This is a genomic window from Micrococcus sp. KBS0714, from assembly GCF_002008305.4.
Classification (GTDB): domain Bacteria; phylum Actinomycetota; class Actinomycetes; order Actinomycetales; family Micrococcaceae; genus Micrococcus; species Micrococcus luteus.
In genome coordinates, this window is the sequence record NZ_CP042169.1 from 832,397 (window position 1) to 852,417 (window position 20,021).

At 74.5% G+C, this 20,021-nt stretch carries 15 protein-coding genes, 1 tRNA gene and 2 riboswitches; of the genes, 9 read left to right on the forward strand and 7 right to left on the reverse strand.

All coding sequences use genetic code 11. The annotated features are described in order from the left end of the window. Positions 1-13 precede the first annotated feature (13 nt). The gene (locus B1A86_RS03820; protein WP_036316605.1) at positions 14-442 is read left to right on the forward strand and encodes an HIT family protein; all 429 of its coding nucleotides are present in this window, start codon (positions 14-16) and stop codon (positions 440-442) included. A gap of 24 nt (positions 443-466) precedes the next feature. Here the strand turns inward: B1A86_RS03820 and hrpA are convergent, their stop codons facing one another. Beyond that, positions 467-4,570, reverse strand: a complete 4,104-nt coding sequence (hrpA, locus tag B1A86_RS03825) for an ATP-dependent RNA helicase HrpA (protein WP_078026012.1) — start codon at positions 4,568-4,570, stop codon at positions 467-469. 108 nt (positions 4,571-4,678) lie between these two features. Between hrpA and putP the strand changes: the two genes are divergently transcribed. Both putP and B1A86_RS03835 read left to right on the forward strand, forming a co-directional pair. Beyond that, positions 4,679-6,313, forward strand: a complete 1,635-nt coding sequence (gene putP / locus B1A86_RS03830; protein WP_078026013.1) for a sodium/proline symporter PutP — start codon at positions 4,679-4,681, stop codon at positions 6,311-6,313. Beyond that, positions 6,310-6,903 (forward strand): 2'-5' RNA ligase family protein, encoded by a 594-nt coding sequence (locus B1A86_RS03835; RefSeq protein WP_078026014.1) that lies wholly within the window; start codon positions 6,310-6,312, stop codon positions 6,901-6,903. Before putP ends, B1A86_RS03835 begins: the two co-directional genes overlap by 4 nt. 54 nt (positions 6,904-6,957) lie before the next feature. On the opposite strand, the gene B1A86_RS03840 is transcribed toward B1A86_RS03835, so the two are convergent. The 4 genes from B1A86_RS03840 to B1A86_RS03855 all read right to left on the reverse strand — a co-directional run bounded on the left by B1A86_RS03840 (position 6,958) and on the right by B1A86_RS03855 (position 12,634). After that, positions 6,958-8,373 (reverse strand): NAD-dependent succinate-semialdehyde dehydrogenase, encoded by a 1,416-nt coding sequence (locus B1A86_RS03840; RefSeq protein WP_078026015.1) that lies wholly within the window; start codon positions 8,371-8,373, stop codon positions 6,958-6,960. Positions 8,374-8,436: 63 nt separating this feature from the next. Continuing rightward, positions 8,437-9,186, reverse strand: coding sequence for a DNA-3-methyladenine glycosylase I (locus tag B1A86_RS03845; RefSeq protein ID WP_078026016.1), 750 nt, complete (start codon positions 9,184-9,186; stop codon positions 8,437-8,439). 294 nt (positions 9,187-9,480) lie between these two features. Then, positions 9,481-11,304 (reverse strand): phosphomethylpyrimidine synthase ThiC, encoded by a 1,824-nt coding sequence (gene thiC / locus B1A86_RS03850; protein ID WP_078026017.1) that lies wholly within the window; start codon positions 11,302-11,304, stop codon positions 9,481-9,483. Next, positions 11,301-11,415: riboswitch (TPP riboswitch) on the reverse strand. Its footprint overlaps the gene before it by 4 nt. Positions 11,416-11,476: 61 nt before the next feature. Continuing rightward, the gene (locus B1A86_RS03855) at positions 11,477-12,634 is read right to left on the reverse strand and encodes a membrane protein (protein ID WP_044659217.1); all 1,158 of its coding nucleotides are present in this window, start codon (positions 12,632-12,634) and stop codon (positions 11,477-11,479) included. A 73-nt stretch (positions 12,635-12,707) separates the two neighbouring features. Here B1A86_RS03855 and thiD point away from each other — a divergent pair, with 73 nt between their 5' ends. Next, positions 12,708-13,562, forward strand: a complete 855-nt coding sequence (gene thiD / locus B1A86_RS03860; RefSeq protein ID WP_044659216.1) for a bifunctional hydroxymethylpyrimidine kinase/phosphomethylpyrimidine kinase — start codon at positions 12,708-12,710, stop codon at positions 13,560-13,562. A gap of 196 nt (positions 13,563-13,758) precedes the next feature. On the opposite strand, the gene B1A86_RS03865 is transcribed toward thiD, so the two are convergent. Both B1A86_RS03865 and thiE read right to left on the reverse strand, forming a co-directional pair. Next, positions 13,759-13,831 (reverse strand) — tRNA-Arg (locus B1A86_RS03865). An 86-nt stretch (positions 13,832-13,917) separates the two neighbouring features. Beyond that, positions 13,918-14,661, reverse strand: coding sequence for a thiamine phosphate synthase (gene thiE, locus B1A86_RS03870; RefSeq protein ID WP_036316591.1), 744 nt, complete (start codon positions 14,659-14,661; stop codon positions 13,918-13,920). A 21-nt stretch (positions 14,662-14,682) separates the two neighbouring features. Further along, positions 14,683-14,813: riboswitch (TPP riboswitch) on the forward strand. Here thiE and B1A86_RS03875 point away from each other — a divergent pair. The 5 genes from B1A86_RS03875 (at position 14,807) to argS (ending at position 20,015) form a co-directional block, all read left to right on the forward strand. Beyond that, a complete protein-coding gene (locus B1A86_RS03875) occupies positions 14,807-15,976 on the forward strand; it encodes an FAD-dependent oxidoreductase (protein ID WP_073115808.1) in 1,170 nt (389 codons plus the stop codon). Its footprint overlaps the riboswitch before it by 7 nt. Next, entirely contained in the window at positions 15,973-16,215 is a 243-nt protein-coding gene (thiS, locus tag B1A86_RS03880) for a sulfur carrier protein ThiS (protein ID WP_078026018.1), read from the forward strand. The genes B1A86_RS03875 and thiS overlap by 4 nt, the downstream gene beginning before the upstream one ends. Before the next feature lie 3 nt (positions 16,216-16,218). Beyond that, on the forward strand, positions 16,219-17,037 hold the full coding sequence (locus B1A86_RS03885) for a thiazole synthase (RefSeq protein ID WP_036316581.1): 819 nt from the start codon (positions 16,219-16,221) through the stop codon (positions 17,035-17,037). After that, positions 17,034-18,230 (forward strand): molybdopterin-synthase adenylyltransferase MoeB, encoded by a 1,197-nt coding sequence (gene moeB, locus B1A86_RS03890; protein ID WP_078026019.1) that lies wholly within the window; start codon positions 17,034-17,036, stop codon positions 18,228-18,230. Before B1A86_RS03885 ends, moeB begins: the two co-directional genes overlap by 4 nt. A gap of 114 nt (positions 18,231-18,344) precedes the next feature. Continuing rightward, the gene (argS, locus tag B1A86_RS03895; RefSeq protein ID WP_078026020.1) at positions 18,345-20,015 is read left to right on the forward strand and encodes an arginine--tRNA ligase; all 1,671 of its coding nucleotides are present in this window, start codon (positions 18,345-18,347) and stop codon (positions 20,013-20,015) included. Positions 20,016-20,021: the final 6 nt, after the last annotated feature.

Here is a 20,021-nt window from a genome sequence, read left to right on the forward strand (position 1 = left end):
AGGAGGACCCCCCATGGCCACCGTCTTCAGCAGGATCATCGCCGGCGAGCTGCCCGCCCGCTTCGTGTGGCAGGACCAGACGTGCGTCGCGTTCCTGTCCGCCGCGCCGCTCCAGCCGGGGCACGCGCTCGTGGTGCCCCGTGCGGAGGTGGACGAATGGGTGGAGGTCGACCCGGCGCTGGTCACGCACCTGACGACGGTCGCCCAGCAGATCGGCAAGGCGCAGGTGGCGGCGTTCTCCGCCCGCCGGGCGGGGCTCATGATCGCCGGCTATGAGATCCCGCACCTGCACGTGCACGTGTGGCCCTCCACCTCGCTCGCCGACTTCGACCTGGCCCGCGTGGACAACGCCCCCGATCCGGCGGACCTGGACGACGCCGCCGCCCGCCTCCGCGCGGCCCTGCGGGACCTGGGCCACGGCGAGGTCGTCCCGCAGGACTGACGGCCCGCGCCGCCCGGGCCCGGCTCAGGCGCGCGTGGCCCGGGCGAGCGCCTGACGCACCCGCTTCTCGGAGACCGAGACCGCCGTGCCCAGCTCCTGGGCGAAGAAGGAGACGCGCAGCTCCTCGATGAGCCAGCGCACCCGCTCCAGCTCCGCGGGCACGGGCGTGCCCGCGAACCGGGCGCGGTGGGCCGCGACCGCGGCGTCGAACTCGTCCTCGAGCCCCTGCACCACCGCCATGTGCTGCCCGTCGCGCTGCAGGTGGCCGCCGGCGTCCAGCCGGTCCAGGCGCGTCAGCATGCCCTGCAGGTAGCGCGGCAGGTGCTGCAGCCGCTCCCAGCCCGTGGCGGCCACGAAGCCGGGGAACACGAGCTGCTCGAGGTGTGCCTTCACGTCCGACAGCGCCGGTGCGAGGGCGAGCGAGACCGAGCCCTTGAGCCGGCGTCGCACCTGCGCGGCCCGGGAGAGCACCTGCTCCACCAGGGACGTGACGGCGAAGACCGTGTCGATCAGGTCGGCCCGCACCCGGTCGAACAGGGCGCGGAACGCGGCCTCGTCGAACGGCAGCTCGTCCCCGACGAGACGGTCCACGGCGGCCTGGGTGCAGTCCGCGACGAGGGAGTCCACCGAGCCGTGCGGGTTCTGGGTGAAGGTGAGCTTCTCCCTGTTGTCCAGGTGGTCCAGCACGTAGCGCTGGGGGCTGGGCAGGGTGGCCAGCAGCAGCCGGATCACCCCGGCCCGGTGCCAGGCCGCCTGGTCCTCCGCGGACCGGGCCACGGTCAGGCCGGCCGCGGGGCCGCCGTCGGGCGTGGTCTCGGGCACCAGGCTCGGGTAGCCCGTGATGGCGGGGCCGCGCGCCCCGGCCGCGGTGGAGACGGTCTTCGGCACCGTGCCGATGCTCCACGAGGTCAGCCTGTGCCGCTCCTCGAAGGCCGGCGTCGCGCCGGACCGCCCGGGGCCCTCCGGGCGACGGCGTCCCTCGGCCCCGGCCCGCGCGTCGGCCTGGGCCCGGCCGCCGCGGCCCGTGCCGCGCGGCCCCGGCCGGGCCGAGGCGGGGTCGTCGGTGCCGGCGAGCCGGGCGGCGATCGCGGAGCGGTTGGCCTGCGCGAGCCGGGCCTGCAGCGCGGGCAGGTCCTGGCCGGCGCCCATCACGGCGCCGCGGGCGTCCACGACGCGGTAGTCCATCCGCAGGTGCAGGGGCACCGCGTCCGGGGCCCACAGTCCGGGCTCCACCACCACGCCGCGCACCCGACGCACGGCCGCGGACAGCGCCTCCGGCAGCTCGTCCCGCAGCGGGTCGGCGTGGGCCTCGAGGTCCGCCACGAGCTGCTGGGCCACGTCCGGGGCGGGCACGAGGTTCTTGCGCACCGCCTTGGGCAACGCCTTGATGAGGGCGGTGACGAGCTCGACCCGCAGGCCGGGGACCAGCCATGCGAAGGGACCGGGGGAGACCTGGTTGAGCAGCAGGATCGGCACGGCCACGGTCACGCCGTCGGTGCCGGCCGCGCCGGTCGGGTCGAACGTGTACTCGAGGTCGAGCTCCACGTCGCCGCCGGGCATCGGATACGAGAACGTGGTGGGGAACGCGTCGGTGTCCAGGTCCTCGGCGTCGGCGGTGAGCAGGGCGGCGACGTCGAGGTCCAGCAGGTCCGGCTGCTCCTGGCGCGCCTTCTTCCACCACGCGTCGAAGTGCCGCTCGGAGACGACGTTCGCCGGGATCCGCGCGTCGTAGAAGGCGAACAGGTCCTCGTCCCCGATCCGCAGGTCGCGGCGGCGCAGGCGCGTCTCGAGGGCGTCGACCTCCTCGAGCGCGGCCCGGTTGCGGGCGAAGAACCGGTGGCGCGTGCGCCAGTCGCCCTCCACGAGGGCGTGCCGGATGAACAGCTCGCGGGAGAGCTCCGGGTCGATGCGGCCGTACCGGACCGAGCGGTCCGGGATCAGGGTGACGCCGAACAGCGTCACCTTCTCGCGCGCGACGACGGAGCCCGCCCGCCGCGACCAGTGCGGCTCGTTGTAGGCCCGCTTGACGAGGTGGCCGGCGACCTCCTCGGCCCACTCCGGCTCGATCCGGGCCACCGTGCGCGCCCACAGCCGTGAGGTCTCCACGAGCTCGGCGGCCATGACGAACGGGTGGCGCTTCTTGAACAGGGCGGAGCCGGGGAACACGGCGAAACGGGTGCCGCGGGCGCCCGCGTACTCGCGACGGCGCTCGTCGTAGGCGCCGATCTGCGCGAGCAGGCCGGTGAGCAGGGACTTGTGCACCGCCTCGTGCCGGCCCACCGGGTCCACGGGTCCGGCCTCGACGGTGAGGCCCACGTCCTTGGCGAGCTGGCGCAGCTGGCGCACCAGGTCCTGCCACTCCTGCACGCGCAGCCAGTTGATGTGCTCGCGGCGGCACAGCTTCCGGAACTGGGAGCCGGAGAGCTCCTGCTGCCGTTCGCGCAGGTAGGCCCACAGGTTCAGGATCGCGGAGAAGTCCGAGTTCTCGTCCGCGAACCGGCGGTGCAGCTCGTCCGCGGCCTCACGCTGCTCCGTGGGGCGCTCGCGGGGGTCCTGGATGGTCAGGGCCGCGGCGATCACCATGACCTCCCGGACGCAGCCGCGCTCACCGGCCTCGAGGATCATGCGGCCCAGCCGGGGGTCCACCGGCAGACGGGCCAGGCGGCGTCCGACCCGGGTGATGGTGCCCGCGCGGGCGCCGCCGGCCTCGAGCGCCCCGAGCTCGGTGAGCGTGGTGGCGCCGTCGGTGACCTGACGGCCGTCCGGGGGCTGGACGAAGGGGAACTCCTTGACGTCGCCCGGGGTGCGGGCCACACCGAGGGACAGCATCTGCAGGATCACCGAGGCCAGGGAGGTGCGCAGGATCTCCGGGTCCGTGAACTCGGGGCGGGAGAGGTAGTCCTCCTCCGAGTACAGGCGGATCGCGATGCCGTCCGAGGTGCGGCCGGACCGGCCCGAGCGCTGGTTCGCGCTGGCCTGGGAGACACGCTCGATCGGCAGGCGCTGCACCTTGGTGCGGTGCGAGTACCGCGAGATGCGCGCGGTGCCCGTGTCGATCACGTACTTGATGCCCGGCACGGTCAGGGAGGTCTCGGCGACGTTCGTGGCCAGCACGATCCGCCGGCGCACCCCGGCCCCGGCGCGGCCGAACACGCGGTGCTGCTCCGCCATGGACAGGCGGCCGAACAGCGGCAGGATCTCCGTGCCGGCCAGGCGCGTGGTGCCGGCGACGACGCCGGTCAGGTGGTCCGCGGCCTCGCGGATCTCCCGCTCGCCCGGCAGGAACACGAGGATGTCGCCCGGCGGCTCGGAGGCCAGCTCGAGGACGGCGTCGCCGATCGCGTCGAGGGGGTCGCGGGTCTCGGCGGCGTCGTCCGCATCGTCCTCGGGGTCGTCGGGGGAGGGCTCGTCGGTCAGCGGCCGGTAGCGGATCTCGACGGGGTAGGTGCGCCCCGAGACCTCGATGATCGGCGCCGGGACCACGCGGCCGCCGTCGTCGGCCTCCACCGCGTCCGCATGGTCCTCGCCCTCGGCCAGCGGCCGGCCGAAGTGTCGGGCGAAGCGCTCCGGGTCGATGGTGGCCGAGGTGATGATCACCTTCAGGTCCGGGCGCTGGGGCAGCAGGTTGCGCAGGTAGCCCAGGAGGAAGTCGATGTTGAGGCTGCGCTCGTGGGCCTCGTCCACGATGATCACGGAGTAGCGGCGCAGCTGCGGGTCATGGGGGATCTCGGCCAGCAGGATGCCGTCCGTCATGACCTTGACCCGGGTCGCCTTCGAGGTCTGCGCCGTGAAGCGGACCTGGTAGCCGACCGTCTGCCCGATCTCCTCGCCCAGCTCCTGCGCGATGCGCTCGGCCACGGAGCGGGCGGCGATGCGCCGGGGCTGGGTGTGGCCGATCGAGCCGGCCTCCCCGAGCCCGAGGGCCAGGCACATCTTCGGCAGCTGCGTGGTCTTGCCCGAGCCGGTCTCGCCCGCGACGATCACCACCTGATGGTCGCGGATCGCGGCCATGATCTCCTCGCGACGCTCCGCCACCGGCAGGTGTTCGGGGAACGTGATCGCGACGGCGTCGTGGGGCGTCGCCGACGGCTGCGCGGCGGGCGTGGAGGGCGGGGGAGTCTGCGTCATGACGGCCTCCATCCTAGGCGCGCGGGGGCCCGGGCCGACCCGGACGGGGCGAATCTGGGACGGACCTGGGACTGGGGCTGAGAGTCCGGATGTGATTCTCTGGAGCCCATGGACACGAACACCGTCTTCCTGTTGGCGGCGATCGGCCTCTATTTCCTCGCGATGATCGCGATCGGCCTGTACGCCTCCCGCAAGAACACCGACCTCGACGACTACATGCTCGCCGGACGCGACATGAAGCCGTCCGTCGCGGCGCTCTCCGCGGGTGCGTCCGACATGTCCGGCTGGCTCCTGATGGGCCTGCCCGGCGCGATCTACGCCGCGGGCCTGGTCGAGGGCTGGATGGCGGTCGGCCTGACCGTGGGCGCGTGGGTGAACTGGCGCGTGGTCGCCCCCCGCCTGCGCTCCTACACCGAGGTGGCCGGGAACTCGATCACGATCCCGTCCTTCCTCGAGAACCGGTTCAAGGACCGCACGCACATCCTGCGGATCGTGGCCGGCCTGATCATCCTCGTGTTCTTCACCTTCTACGTCTCCTCGGGCATGGTGGCCGGCGGCAAGTTCGTCGAGTCGACCTTCGGCCCCGAGTCCTTCTACGCCCAGGGCATCAGCATCAACTACCTCACCGGCATGCTCGTGGTCGCGGGCATCACGGTGCTCTACACCCTGTTCGGCGGCTTCCTCGGCGCCTCGCTGACGGATGTGGCCCAGGGCGTCCTCATGTTCCTCTCGCTGCTGGCCGTACCCATCGTCGTGATCCTGACCATGGGAGGCTGGGACGCCGTCGTCGAGGGCATCCGCGCCGCCGACGCCGCCGGCGGCGGAGTGAACCACTTCTCGATGTTCGAGAACGCAACGCTGATCGGCGTCCTGTCCTCCCTCGCCTGGGGCCTGGGCTACTTCGGCCAGCCGCACATCATCGTCCGCTTCATGGCCCTGCGCACCCCGCACGACGCGGCCGTCGCCCGGCGCGTCGGCATCGGCTGGATGGCGCTGTCCGTGTTCGGTGCCGTGATGGTGGCCCTCGTGGGCATCGCCTACTTCCAGGCCAACCCCGGCACCACGCTCGAGGACCCGGAGACCGTGTTCCTGGTGCTGGCCTCGATCATGTTCCACCCGTTCGTGGCCGGCCTGGTGCTGGCCGCCGTCCTCGCCGCGATCATGTCCACGCTCTCCTCGCAGCTGATCGTGTGCTCCTCCGCCCTGGTGGAGGACCTCTACATGCTGCGCGGGCGCACCGGTTCCCCGACGTTCACCCTGTGGCTCGGACGCATCGGCGTGCTGGTGGTGGCGCTCGTGGCGGGGCTGCTCGCCCTCGACCCGGACTCCTCCGTGCTCGAGCTCGTCTCCTTCGCGTGGGCCGGCTTCGGCGCCGCCTTCGGCCCTGTGATCCTGCTCGCCCTGTACTGGCCGCGGTTCACCTCGTGGGGGGCGATGGCCGCCATGGTCACCGGCGCCGCCGTCGCCTGGGTGTGGTCCGAGGCCAGTGCCGAGACGTGGGAGTGGTTCGGCCTGTACGAGCTGCTGCCGGGCTTCGTCGCCGCCTTCGTGGTGGGTGTGGTGGTGTCCCTCGTGACCCAGCGCTCGCGCCGGGTGCAGCGGCGGATCGACGCCGAGTTCACCGGCGCGATCGACATCGTGGCCGGCCGCGAGCCGGACCCGGACGTGGCCCCGGCCGCCATGACGCGCGACGCCGCCGGGGGCTCGACCGCAGCCGCCGCGGATCCGCGCGCGCAGGCGTGAGGCTCTTCCTCGCGATCCGTCCGCCGAGGGCCGCGCTCGACCACCTCGAGCCGGCCCTCGACGGCGTCCGGGACCGGGCCGGACGCGCGCTGTGCTGGACCGAGCCGGAGCAGCGGCACCTGACGCTGGCGTTCCACCCGGAGGTGCCCGCCGGCGCCGTGGACGACGTCGTCGCCGTCGCCGGCCGCATCGCGGCGGGACATGGCCCGCTGGACCTGCACCTGGCCGGAGCGGGGGAGTTCTCGCACCGCACGCTCTGGGTGGGGGTGGGTGGGCAGGTCCGGGAGCTCGGCGCGCTCCTGGCGGAGCCCTGGCTCGCCGACGACGACGGCCGGGACCGCCGGCGCGCCCACCTCACCGTGGCGCGGGCCTCGGGCGCCGCGCCCCGACCTCGGGGTCGGAGGCGGGGCGAGCCCCGTCCGCCGGCGCCGGCCACCGTCCTGCTGGCCGAGGCCGTGCACGCGCTCGCCGTGTACCGCGGGCCGGAGTGGACCGCGGACGAGGTCGAGGTCGTGGCGTCCCGGCTCGGCGAGGGCCGGTCCGGCGGGCCGCTGCACGAGGTGCTGGCGACCGTCCCGCTGCGCGGCTGAGGGGCCGACGGGCCGGCCGGAGCGGGAGACCCGCCCGGCCGACCCGGCCCCGGGTCAGCCCTCCAGGGGGCCCTGCACCGCGTACAGGCGCTTGTTGGCGAACTCGTCCAGGGCCAGGGGGCCGAGCTCGCGGCCGAAGCCCGAGCGCTTCACGCCGCCGAAGGGCAGATTCGCGCCGGCGGCGGAGGCGAGGTTCACGTTCGCCATGCCCACCTCGAGCTGGTCGGCCACGCGCTTGGCCTCGTCCAGGTCCGTGGAGAACACGGCGCCGCCGAGACCGTACTGGGAGTCGTTGGCCAGCGCCACGGCCTCCTCGGCGGAGGACACCTTGTAGACCACGGAGGCCATGCCGAACAGCTCCTGCGTGTAGGCGGGGTTCTCCTGGTCCACGTCCGTGATCACGGCCGGGGAGACGTAGAAGCCCTCGCCCTCGGGGCCGGAGGTGCGCTCGCCGCCCACGTGGACGGTGGCGCCGGCCTGCTTGGCCTCGGCGATCTGCTCGGCGAGCCCGTCGGCCGCGGACTCGGAGGACAGCGGGCCGTAGACGTCGGCGTCGCGCGAGGTCGGGTCGCCGGGCTTCATCTCCGAGGAGCGCTGGACCAGCTCGTCCACGAAGTCGTCGTAGAGGTCCTCCATGACGATCATGCGCTTGTTCGAGTTGCAGGCCTGGCCCCAGTTGCCCATCCGGGTGGCCAGTGCGTCGCGGGCGGCGGCGCGGGCGTCCGGCGCGGAGAGCACGATGTACGGATCGGAGCCGCCGAGCTCGAGGACGACCTTCTTGAGGTGCCGGCCGGCCTGCTCGGCGACGGCGGCGCCGGCCCGCTCCGAACCGGTGAGGGACACGCCCTGCACGCGCGGATCGGCGATGATCGTGGAGATCTGGTCGTGGGTGGCGAACACGTTCTGGTACACGCCCTCCGGCAGTCCGGCCTCGGTGAAGAGCTCTTCCAGCAGCTGCGCCACCTGCGGGTTGATCTCGGCGTGCTTGAGCAGGATGGTGTTGCCGAGCACGAGGTTCGGCGCCACGAAACGGGCCACCTGGTACACCGGGAAGTTCCACGGCATGATCCCCAGCAGCGGGCCGAGCGGCAGCCGCTGGACGAACGCCTCCTGCCCGGAGAACTGCTTGATCGGCTGGTCCGCGAGCAGCTCCTCGGCCTCGTCCGCGTAGTACCCGAAGATCTGGGCGCCGTAGCGCACCTCGCCGACCGCCGCGCCGAGGGACTTGCCCATCTCCGTGGTGATCACCGCGGCGATGTCCTTGGACCGCTCGGCCAGCAGCTCGGAGATCCGCTTCACGACGGCGGCGCGCTCGGCCACCGACTTCCGGGACCACTGCTCGTAGGCGGCCTGCGAGGCGTCGAGGGCGTCGGCGATCTGCTGATCCGTGGCGTTGTCGAAGGACTTCAGCAGCTCCCCGGTGGCCGGGTTGATCGTGCGGTAGCCCTGAGAGGCGGAGGTGGTGGTCATCAGTCGTCACCCTTTCGTGTGGACGTCCTGCGTTGAGCTCCCCATCCTGCCGGAGGCCCCCGCTCACTCCCAGATCCCGGACGCCCCTCTTCGCCACGAGCCGAGAAGGTGGGTGTCCACGATCCCGGCGGCCTCCAGCAGGGCGAAGCACGTGGTCGGCCCCACGAATCGGCAGCCGTGCGCCTTCAGCGCCCTCGCGAGCGCGCGCGACTCGTCCGAGGTCGAGGGGACCTGGGCCACCGTCTCCGGCCGTGGGGTCGCGGCAGGCTGGTGCGCCCAGACCAGCCCCGGCAGACCGCGGGCCGGCCGGTCGCCGTCGCCGTGCCAGGCCGGGCCCGCGCCGGGGGCGCCCGGGTGCAGCGGGGCGAACCGCTCGCCGCGCATCCCGACGACGGCTTGTGCGTTCGCGACCGCGGCCTCGATCTTGCGCCGGTTCCGGATGATGCCGGGGTCCGCCAGCAGTGCCTCGACCTCCGCGTCCCCGAACGCCGCGACGGCGTCCGGGTCGAAGCCCGCGAACACCTCCCGGAACCGCGGCCGCTTGGCCAGGACGGTCCGCCAGCTCAGGCCCGACTGGAACGCCTCGAGCACGAGGCGCTCGAACAGGCCCCGCTCGTCCGTGACGGGCAGGCCCCACTCCGTGTCGTAGTACTCCCGCAGCAGCGGATCCCGTGCCGCCCACGGCGGGCGGGCCCGCCCGTCCTCACCCACGACGACGCCACTCGGCGGCGCCTGTCGCCCGTCGGCCGGTGGATCCTCGGCGAGGGTGGAGACGGGGGCGGGGAGGCCGTCGTCGGCGTGGTGCGCGCTCATGCACCCGAGCCTAAGAGCGGCCCCGGACATCCGGAGCCGGAACGCGACGCCCGGGGACGCAACGCCGTCTGCGGACACCTGTGCAGGAGGCGCGGCCGGACCTCGTCACTCGAGCCGCCCGGCCCGCAGCGGCACGTGCGGCGAGGGGGGGAGATGCTGGGGGCGACCGCGGTCGGGGCCACGCCAGCCGGGAGCGCGCCCAGGGCAGGCCGACCGGCGAGGGCAGGCTCGCGCCGCGCGCGGGGGAGGTGCTCAAGGCCGGCACCCTGGCCCCCGCGCCGCGGCACGGGCCGCTCAGTCCCTCGCGAGCACCGCGTCCCCCTCGGGCCGGCGCAGACTCGGCTCGGGCAGGTACACGGACCCGCCGGCGGCCCGGAACTCCGCGGACTTGGCGGCCATGCCGGCCTCGGCGATCCGCGCCTGCTCGGACGCGCCGCCGAATTCGCTGCGGATGTCCTGGCTGATGCGCATGGAGCAGAACTTCGGCCCGCACATCGAGCAGAAGTGGGCGGTCTTGGCGGGCTCGGCCGGCAGCGTCTCGTCGTGGTACTCCTCGGCGAGCTGCGGGTCCAGGCCGAGGCCGAACTGGTCGCGCCAGCGGAACTCGAAGCGCGCCTTGGACAGGGCGTCGTCGCGGTCGCGGGCGCCGGGGTGGCCCTTGGCGACGTCGGCGGCGTGCGCGGCGATCTTGTAGGTGATCACACCCGTCTTCACGTCGTCCCGGTTCGGCAGGCCCAGGTGCTCCTTGGGCGTGACGTAGCAGAGCATCGCGGTGCCGTAGCGGGCGATCTCGGTGGCGCCGATGGCCGAGGTGATGTGGTCGTACGCCGGGGCGATGTCCGTGACGAGGGGGCCGAGCGTGTAGAACGGGGCGCCCTTGCACAGCTCCTGCTGGCGCTCCACGTTCTCCCGCACCAGGTGCAGCGGGATATGGCCGGGGCCCTCCACCATGACCTGGACGTCGTACGCCCACGCCCGCTCCGTCAGCTCGGCCAGCGTGTCGAGCTCGGCGAACTGGGCGGCGTCGTTGGCGTCGGCCACGGAGCCCGGCCGCAGGCCGTCGCCCAGGGAGAACGCGACGTCGTAGCGCGCGAAGATCTCGCAGAGCTCGTCGTAGTTCTCGTAGAGGAAGTTCTCCTTGTGGTGGCCCAGGCACCAGCCGGCCATGATCGAGCCGCCGCGGGAGACGATGCCGGTCACGCGGTCCGCGGACAGCGGCACGTGGCGCAGCAGCACGCCGGCGTGCACGGTCATGTAGTCCACGCCCTGCTCGCACTGCTCGATCACGGTGTCGCGGAAGATCTCCCAGGTCAGGGCCTGGTGGTCGCCGCCGACCTTCTCGAGGGCCTGGTAGATCGGCACGGTGCCGATCGGCACGGGGGAGTTGCGCAGGATCCACTCGCGGGTGGTGTGGATGTCGTCGCCCGTGGACAGGTCCATCACGGTGTCCGCGCCCCAGCGGGTGGCCCACTGCAGCTTCGAGACCTCCTCGGCGATCGACGACGTCACCGCCGAGTTGCCGATGTTCGCGTTGACCTTCACGGCGAACGCCTTGCCGATGATCATCGGCTCCGACTCGGGGTGGTTCACGTTCGCCGGGATGATGGCGCGGCCGGCCGCGACCTCGGAGCGCACCAGCTCCACGTCCACGCCCTCGCGCAGGGCGACGTAGCGCATCTCCGGGGTGATCTCGCCGCGCCGGGCGTAGTGCATCTGGGTGACGCGCGCGCCCTCCTTGGCGCGCAGCGGGGGGCGGCGCTCGCCGGCCCACTCCTGTGAGGCGGCGCCGCGGCGCACGGCCGAGCGGCCGTCGTCGAGCAGGTCGCGCTCGCGGCCCTCGTACTCCTCGACGTCGCCGCGGGCGCGGATCCACTCGGCGCGCTGGGCCGGCAGGCCGCGCTCGGGCACGGAGCCCGGGCCCATGGTGCGGTAGACGGTCAGGGGCGCGTTGGGCGTGCCGTCGGGGGAGTCGTCCTGGTGGACCTCGGTGACGGGCACGCGGATGCCGTGCTCGGCGTCCTCGAGCCATCCCAGACGGTGCGTGGGGTAGTTCTCCTCGGCGACGACCTCGGCCGTCGACTCGGCTGCGGGCAGGGGGGTGCGCTCGGAAACGGACATGGCCGCTGCTCCTTCTTCCTTCGCCGGAATGACCCGGACAGGTTCAGACGGTCTCCGGGCGGCGTCAGCCCGGTCTCAGCCCCGTGCCGTGGGGCTCCCGTGGGATGCGAGCGACCCTAGCACGTCCCCCGCGGCGCCTCACCGTCCGCCGTCCGGCCATGCGGCCGGGCGCTCAGGCGCGCGCCGCGCGGGCCGCCCGGCGGCGTACCGTGGAGCGCTCGACGATCCACGTCACGACCAGCATCACGATGATGACGAGGCCGGCGTAGCCGAGGACGGGGTAGACGGTGCCCACGAGGTCGGAGAAGCCGACGCTCGAGAGCAGGGTGGCGGCCAGGGCCGTGACGACGGCGATGACCCAGCCCGGCACGCGGCGCATCGAGGACAGCAGGGCGATGCGCTCCACCCCGCCGTACAGGCACGAGACCGCCGTCGTGAACTGCGCCAGCAGCAGGACGACCGTGTACAGCAGGGCGGCCCAGCCGCCGATCATCGCGGCCAGCTCGACCATGGGCAGCTCGGCGCGGCCGATCAGCTGGGCGTGGGCGGTCATCGCGGCCATCACCGCGCCGGCCATCACCACGAGGCCCAGGGCCCCGAGCCCGGCCCCGGCGACGAGGGAGCGGCCCGACGAGGAGCTCTCCTCGCCGATCGGGGCGAGCACCGCGTAGGCCAGCTGGATGTTGAAGGCCACGTACAGCACGCCCGAGAGCCACCACTGGTTGATCAGCGGGGACGAGGTCACGAGCGCGGCGACGTCGTCCACCGCGGCCCCCGGGTTCGCCAACCCCCACACCGCGACGCCGACGGCGACCACGATGATCAGGGGGACCACCACGGCCTGGACGCGCACGAGGCCCGTGATGCCGGCCAGCACCGAGACCACGCAGACGGTGGCCATCACCAGCGAGCCCACGAGCGAGGGCAGCCCGAACGCGGTGTGCACCGCCGCCCCGGCCCCGGCCAGCATGATCACCAGCGTCCCCAGCAGGGACGTGGTGATGGACAGGTCCGCGAACCAGGTGGGCACGCGCGACGTCGTGGGGTTCACGATCCGGTGGATGTCCGTGGTCCGCAGCTTCTGCGCCAGCCGCAGCACGATCACCGCGAGCAGGAAGAACAGCGCGCCGGCGATCACGAGCGCCCCCGTGCCGCCCCAGAGGCCGAAGCTCACGAAGTACTGCAGGATCTCGTTGCCCGAGGCGTACCCGGCGCCGATGGTGGTGCCGATGAACGTGGCGGCGATCCCGAGCGGGGAGGTCGGCCGCAGCGGCGCCGACTCCTCGGCTCGGCCGGGGTGCGCGGGAGAGCTCTCTGTGACGTGGGACATGCGACTACATTCTCATGGGCGGGATCGGCCCGGCCCGGGCGGCCGATCCGCCCCGACCCGAAGGAGCCCCCGCATGACCTCCGCCGTCCCCCGTGTGCTCAGCATCGCCGGCTCCGACTCCGGCGGCGGCGCCGGTGTCCAGGCCGACCTGAAGACCATCGCCGCGTGGGGCGGCTACGGGATGACCGCGATCACCGCGATCACCGCCCAGAACACGCAGGGCGTGCAGGCCGTCCACCCGCTGCCGGTGGACGTGGTGCGCGCCCAGCTCGACTCGGTCGCCGCCGACATCGCCGTGGACGCCGTGAAGATCGGCATGCTCGGCACGGTGGAGCTCATGCGGGCCGTCGCCGGCTGGCTCGAGGAGACCCGGCCCGCCGTCGTCGTGCTGGACCCGGTCATGGTGGCCTCGAGCGGGGACGCCCTCACCGCGGTCGGCGACGACGACGGGCGCGCCGCGTGGGCCCGGCTGCTGCGGGTGGCGCACCTGGTGACACCCAACCTGCCCGAGCTGGCCCGGCTGACCGGGCGGGACGCGACGGACTGGGACGCCGCCCTCGACGCGGCGCGGGGCCTGGCCGCCGAGCACGGGGTGACGGTGCTGCTCAAGGGCGGGCACCTGGACGAGACCGAGGCGCCCGAGGCCGCAGCGGCGGAGGTGCCGGACGCCGTCGTGCGCGTGGGCGGGGCCGTGCACGAGGTGCGCGGCCCGCGCGTGACGACCCGCGCCTCGCACGGCACCGGCTGCACCCTCTCCTCGGCCCTGGCCACGCTGGCCGGGGCGGGCCTGAGCTGGGACGACGCACTCGAGCGGGCCAAGCCGTGGCTGGCCGACGCGATGCGGGCGGGGGAGGCGCTCGCGGTCGGGGACGCCTCGCGGCCGACGTGGCACGGGCCCGTCGACCACGGTCATGCGCAGCGGGGCTGAGGGCGGGACCTCCGGGCTTCGACACGTTCGAGGCGGGAAATCCGGCGAATACGCACCTCGGGACGTCCTATGAGGTCGATTTCCCGCCTCGAATGCCGGTGACCCGGACCTCCCGCTCCGCTCGAGCGTCCGGGTCCGCAGAACGCAGAAGAGCCGGACCACCGTGTCGCCACGGGGGTCCGGCTCTGTTCGCTCGTGCCCCCGGCAGGATTCGAACCTGCGGCCTTCTGCTCCGGAGGCAGACGCTCTATCCCCTGAGCTACGGAGGCGGGGGTCGCGACGCGTCGAGCGCGTTGCGGACTCGTCGACTCTACACCATCAGGACGGCCCGTCCGTGACCTCCCCGCGGGGCGCGTCAGCCGGGCAGGCCCGCGCGCAGGGTCCGGGCCGCGGCCTCGGGGTCCTCGGCCTGCGTCACGGCGCGGACCACCACGATCCGTTCCGCCCCGGCCGCGCGGACCTCGGGCAGCCGGTCCGCGTCGACGCCGCCGATGGCGAACCACGGCCGCGCCCCCGCCGGGTCCTCCGCGTCCAGGCGTGCGGCGAGGGTCGGCAGTTCCAGTCCGACGGCGGCCCGGCCCGGCTTCGTGGGCGTCGCCCACACCGGCCCCGTGCAGAAGTAGTCCAGGCCGTCCTCCGCGCGGGCGCCGCGCACCTGCGCCTCGGTGTGGCACGAGCGGCCGAGCACCACGTCCGGGCCCAGCAGGGCGCGGCACTGCGCGGTGGTCAGGTCGGTCTGGCCCGTGTGGAACACGTCCACCCCGGCCAGGGCGGCGACGTCGGCGCGGTCGTTGGCGGCCGAGAGCGCCCCGTGCTCCCGGGCCAGCGGGACGAGCGTGGCGAACGCGGCCAGCTCGACCGCCACGTCCACGGCCTTGTCCCGCACCTGGATCACGTCTACTCCGCCGCGGAACGCCGCCGCGCAGAAGTCGGCGAACGCGGCCGTGTCGAGCGTGCCGTCCGGGCGCAGGAACCGCTGCAGGTCGGTGCAGACGTACAGCCGGGAGGCGGCGAGGCGGGCGCGGCGGCGCGCGCCGGGGCCGGTGCCGCCGTCGTCGCGGCCGGCCGCGGTCATCAGGAGCGGATCGGGGGAGTGCATGCGCCCACTGTGGCAGACTGGCCGCTGTTCCATGGGAGCCCGGGCCGCACACGCCGGGCTGAGAGGGCCGCAGGGGCGCACCGCGCCGGCGCGGCCGACCATCACCACTCGATGCGGGTCATGCCGCCGTGAGGAGGACCGGTCCGTGCACGTGGCCGTCGTCGGGGCCGGGATCATCGGCCTCACCGCCGCCGTGCGTCTGCGTGCCGCAGGCCACGCCGTCACCCTGATCGCCCCCGAGCTGGACGCCGCCGGGCGCCCGCACGCCGTGGCCGGGGCCACCCACGCCGCGGCGGGGATGCTCGCGCCGCTCGCCGAGACCCAGTTCAGCCAGGACGACCTCGCCCCGCTGCTGCAGGCCGGCTGGGAGGCCTACCCGGCCCTCGTGGACCTGCTCGCCGCCTTCACCGATGTGGAGACGGGCTTCCTCGCACAGGGCGCCTGGATCGTGGCCGCGGACCCCTCGGACGCCCGCGCCTGGGACCACGTGCTCGAGCACGCCTCGATCCTCGGTCGCCGGGTCGAGCCCGTCTCCGTCCGCGCGCTGCGCCGCGCCGAGCCCGCCCTGGCCCCGGGCCTGGCCGCCGGCTTCGACGCCCCGGACGACCATCAGGTGGACCCGCGACGGCTCGCCGCCGCCTGCGTCGCCGCCCTGCGCGCCGAGACCGGACCCGACGGCGGCCCGCTCCCGGTCGGCGCCGGACCCGCCGCCCGGTTCGTGGCCGGACGCGTCACCGCCGCCGGCCCGGAGGGCGAGGGGGTGCGCCTCACGCTGGCCGACGGGGGCGTCCTCACCGCCGACGGCGCGGTCCTCGCCGCGGGCCTGGGCCACCGCGGGATCGGCGGCGCGGCCACCGCCGTCGAGGTCCCGCTGCGCCCCGTCCACGGCGACGTGCTGCGTCTGCGGGTGCGCCCCGAGCAGCTGCTGCCGGGGGAGTCGCACCTGATCACCCGCACCGTCCGCGGCCTCGTCCACGGGCGCCAGGTCTACCTCGTGCCCCGCGCGGACGGCACCCTCGTGGTCGGCGCCTCGGCCCGCGAGGACGGCCTGGCCGGCACCTCCGCCGGGGCCGTGCTGGACCTGCTCGCCGACGCCGCCGCGATCCTGCCCGCCGTCCGCGAGTGCGAGCTGGTCGAGATCACCACCGCCGCCCGCCCCGGCACCCCCGACGACGCCCCGCGCGTGCTTACCGTGCCCGAGGCCCCGGGCGCCGTCGTCGCCACCGGCTTCCACCGTCACGGGATCCTGCTCGCCCCCTGGGCGGCCGGGCGGATCCTCGAGCTGCTGCACGCCCGCCTGAAGGAGATCGCATGAGCACCCTCACCCTGACCCTCAACGGAGAGCCCGCCGAGCTGGCCGTGGCCACCGTCCGCGACGTCGTCGCGCACGTCACCGGGCGCGCGATCGGCGAGGACGGCGCCGCCGCGGATGGGCGGCGGCTCGGCGTGGCCGTGGCGGTCGGCGGCGAGGTCGTGCCCCGGTCGGCCTGGGCCACCCGGGAGCTGGCCGCCGGGGACGAGGTCGACGTCGTCACCGCGGTGCAGGGGGGCTGAGCGATGGCCGAGCACCGCACCCCGCCCGCCGCCCCCGCGATCCCGCCGCTGCGGATCGGCGGCTACGACCTGGCCTCCCGGCTCATCATGGGCACGGGCGGCATCACCGACCTGACCGCCCTCGAGGGCGCCCTCGTCGCCTCCGGCACCACGCTCACCACCGTGGCGCTGCGCCGCTGGTCCGCGGACACCCGTGACGGCCTGGTCGCGCTGCTGGACCGCCTCGGCATCGACGTGCTGCCCAACACCGCCGGCTGCTACACCGCCCGGGACGCCGTGCTCACCGCCCGGCTCGGCCGGGAGGCGCTCGAGACCGACCTCGTGAAGGTCGAGGTCATCGCCGATGAGCGCACCCTGCTGCCCGACGTCGTCGAGACCCTCGAGGCCACCGAGCGGCTCGCCGCCGACGGCTTCACCGTCCTGGCCTACACCTCGGACGACCCCGCCATGGCGCTGCGCCTCGAGCAGGCCGGCGCCGCCGCCGTCATGCCGCTGGGCTCGCCGATCGGCTCGGGGCTGGGCATCCTCAACCGCGCACACCTGGAGCTGATCGTCTCCCGCGCCTCCGTGCCGATCGTGCTCGACGCCGGCGTGGGCACCGCCTCGGACGTCGCCCTGGCGATGGAGGCCGGCTGCGACGCCGTGCTCGCCGCCTCGGCGATCACGCGCGCCGCCGAGCCCGCCCGCATGGCCCACGCGTGCCGGCTCGCGCTCGAGGCGGGCTTCCACGCCCGCCGTGCCGGGCGCATCCCGCGCCGCGAGCACGCCCTGGCCTCCTCGCCGATGGCCGGGCGGGTCACGGCCGAGGAGGACGAGCGGTGACCGCCGCCCTGGACCCCGCCGCCCGCGAGCCCCGCGACCTCACCGCGCTGTCCGACACCCAGCTGGAGCGCTTCGCCCGCCACCTGAGCCTGGACGGCTTCGGCCCCGAGGCCCAGCTGGCGCTGCTGCGCTCCCGCGTCCTCGTGGTCGGCGCCGGCGGCCTCGGGGCGCCCGTGCTGACCTACCTCGCCGCCGCGGGCGTGGGGGAGGTCCACGTGATCGACGACGACGTGGTGGACCGTTCCAACCTGCACCGCCAGGTGATCCACGCCGAGGCGGACCTCGGCCGCCCCAAGACCGCCTCCGCCGCCGCGACGATGCGCGGCCTGCACCCCGAGGTGCGCGTGGTCGAGCACCGCGAACGCCTGACCGCGGCCAACGCGCTCGAGCGGGTCGGCGCCGTGGACCTCGTGCTCGACGGCACGGACAACTACGCGACCCGCTACCTCGTGGCCGACGCGTGCGAGATCGCCGGCGTGCCCGTGGTGTGGGGCGCGATCCTGCGGTTCGCGGGGCAGGTGAGCGTGTTCGCCCCGGGCGGGCCGCTGTACCGGGACGTGTTCCCGGAGCGTCCCGAACCCGGCGAGGTGCCCTCGTGCGCGCAGGCCGGGGTGCTCGGGGTGCTGCCCGGGATCATCGGCTCCCTCATGGCGGCCGAGGCGATCAAGCTGCTCTCCGGGGTGGGCGAGCCCCTGGTCGGGCGGCTGCTCTCCGTGGACGCCCTGACGATGCGCTTCCGTGAGCTGCGGCTCGTGCCCGACCCCGAGCGGACCCCCGTGACGGACCTGTCCGCCCACGCGGACCAGGCCCCCCGCCCGGACGACGCCGGCGCCCCCGGCTCGGCGGAGGCGTGCGGCGCCGCGGGCGGGGAGATCGCCCCCGCCGCGCTGGCCGCCCTGCTCGCCGACCCCGCCCGGGTCGCGTCCCTCACCCTGCTCGACGTCCGCGAGGACTGGGAGCGCCGCCTGCGCCGGGTCGAGGCCCCCGCGGCGGTGGCCGATCGGCACGTCCCGCTCGAGGCCGTCCTCGCGGAGCCGGCGGCCCTCGCGCCCGGGCGGGACCGCGTCCTGGTGGTCTACTGCGCCGCCGGGGCCCGGTCGGCCCGGGCGCGGGACGCCGTCGTCGGGGCCGACCCGAGCGCCGGCGGGCGCGTCCTGTCCCTCGCCGGCGGCCTCGCCGCCTGGCCCGCCTGACCCCCACCCCGACGAACCCTGCGAGATGGCCCCCACCGCGGGCCGGAGGGGGCCATCTCGCAGGGTTCGTTCGCACGCGCACGGGCGCGGCGGCCCTTCCGTAGACTTGCGCGGGTGAAGCCCGAAGACCTCTCCGCCCTGCTGTCCGCTGTCCTCACCGACGCCGTCGATGCCGGTGACCTCCCCGCCGCGCTGCGGGAGGAGATCACCCCCGCGCGCGTGAAGGTGGAGCGACCCCGCAGCCGCGAGCACGGCGACTGGGCCACCAACGTCGCCCTCCAGCTGGGCAAGAAGGCCGGGATGGCCCCGCGCGACCTCGCCGGGCTCGTGGCCGAGCGCCTGACCGACAAGCCGGGCATCGCCGCCGTCGACGTCGCCGGCCCCGGCTTCCTCAACGTCACCCTGGACGCGGCCTCGGCCGGTGCCCTGGCCCGCGAGATCGTCGAGGCCGGCCCGGAGTACGGCCGCAACGACGCCCTGGCCGGGCACACCGTGAACATGGAGTTCGTCTCCGCCAACCCCACCGGCCCGCTGCACATCGGCCACACCCGCTGGGCCGCGCTGGGCGACGCGATCGCCCGCCTGCTGCGCGCCTCGGGCGCGGACGTCACCGCCGAGTACTACGTCAACGACGCCGGCAACCAGATGAACGTGTTCGCCGACTCGGTCCTCGCCCGCCTGCACGGCCGCGACGTCCCCGCGGGCGGCTACCCCGGCGCGTACGTGCAGGAGCTGGCCGACGCCGTCGCCCTCGAGCACCCGGACGTGCGCGAGCTGACGGACGAGGCCGCCCGCCCGGTGGTCCGAGAGGCCGCGTACCGGCTCCAGATGCAGGACATCAAGGACACGCTCGCCGCCTTCGACGTGCACTTCGACGTGTTCACCTCGGAGCAGACGCTCCACGACTCCGGCGCGATCGAGCAGGCCGTGCAGCGGCTGCGCGAACAGGGCCACGTCGAGGACCGCGAGGGCGCGGTGTGGCTCAAGACCACGGACTTCGGCGACGACAAGGACCGCGTGCTCATCCGCGCCAACGGCGAGCCCACCTACTTCGCCGCCGACGCCGCCTACTACCTCCACAAGCGCGACCGCGGCTTCGAGGAGAAGGTGTACCTGCTCGGTGCCGACCACCACGGCTACGTGAACCGCCTCAAGGCGATCGCCGCCGCCGCCGGCGACGACCCGGCGACGAACATCGAGATCCTCATCGGCCAGCTCATCTCGGTCAACGGCGCGAAGCTCTCCAAGCGCGCCGGCAACATCATCGAGCTCAAGGACCTCGTCGAGTGGCTCGGCCGCGACGCCCTGCGTTACGACTTGGCCCGCTACCCCGCGGACTCGCCCCTGACGATCGACCCCGAGCTGCTGCGCTCCACCACGAACGACAACCCCGTCTACTACGTGCAGTACGCCCACGCCCGTGCCTCGGGCGCGGCGCGCACCGCGCAGGCCCACGGGGTGGACCGCTCCGAGTTCGACGCCGCCCTGCTCACCCACGCCACCGAGTCGGAGCTGCTGGCTCAGCTGGCGGAGTTCCCGGCCGTCGTCGCCGCGGCGGCGCGCCTGCGCGAGCCGCACCGCGTGGCCCGCCACCTCGAGGTGATCGCCGGGGCCTACCACTCGTGGTACGCCGCCTGCCGGATCGTGCCCATGCCCACCGACGACGGCACGCCGCGCCCCGTGGAGACCCTCAACCGCACCCGCCTGTGGCTCAACGACGCCACCGCCCAGGTGCTGGCCAACGGCCTGGGCCTGCTCGGCGTGTCCGCCCCGGAGAAGATGTGAGCGCCC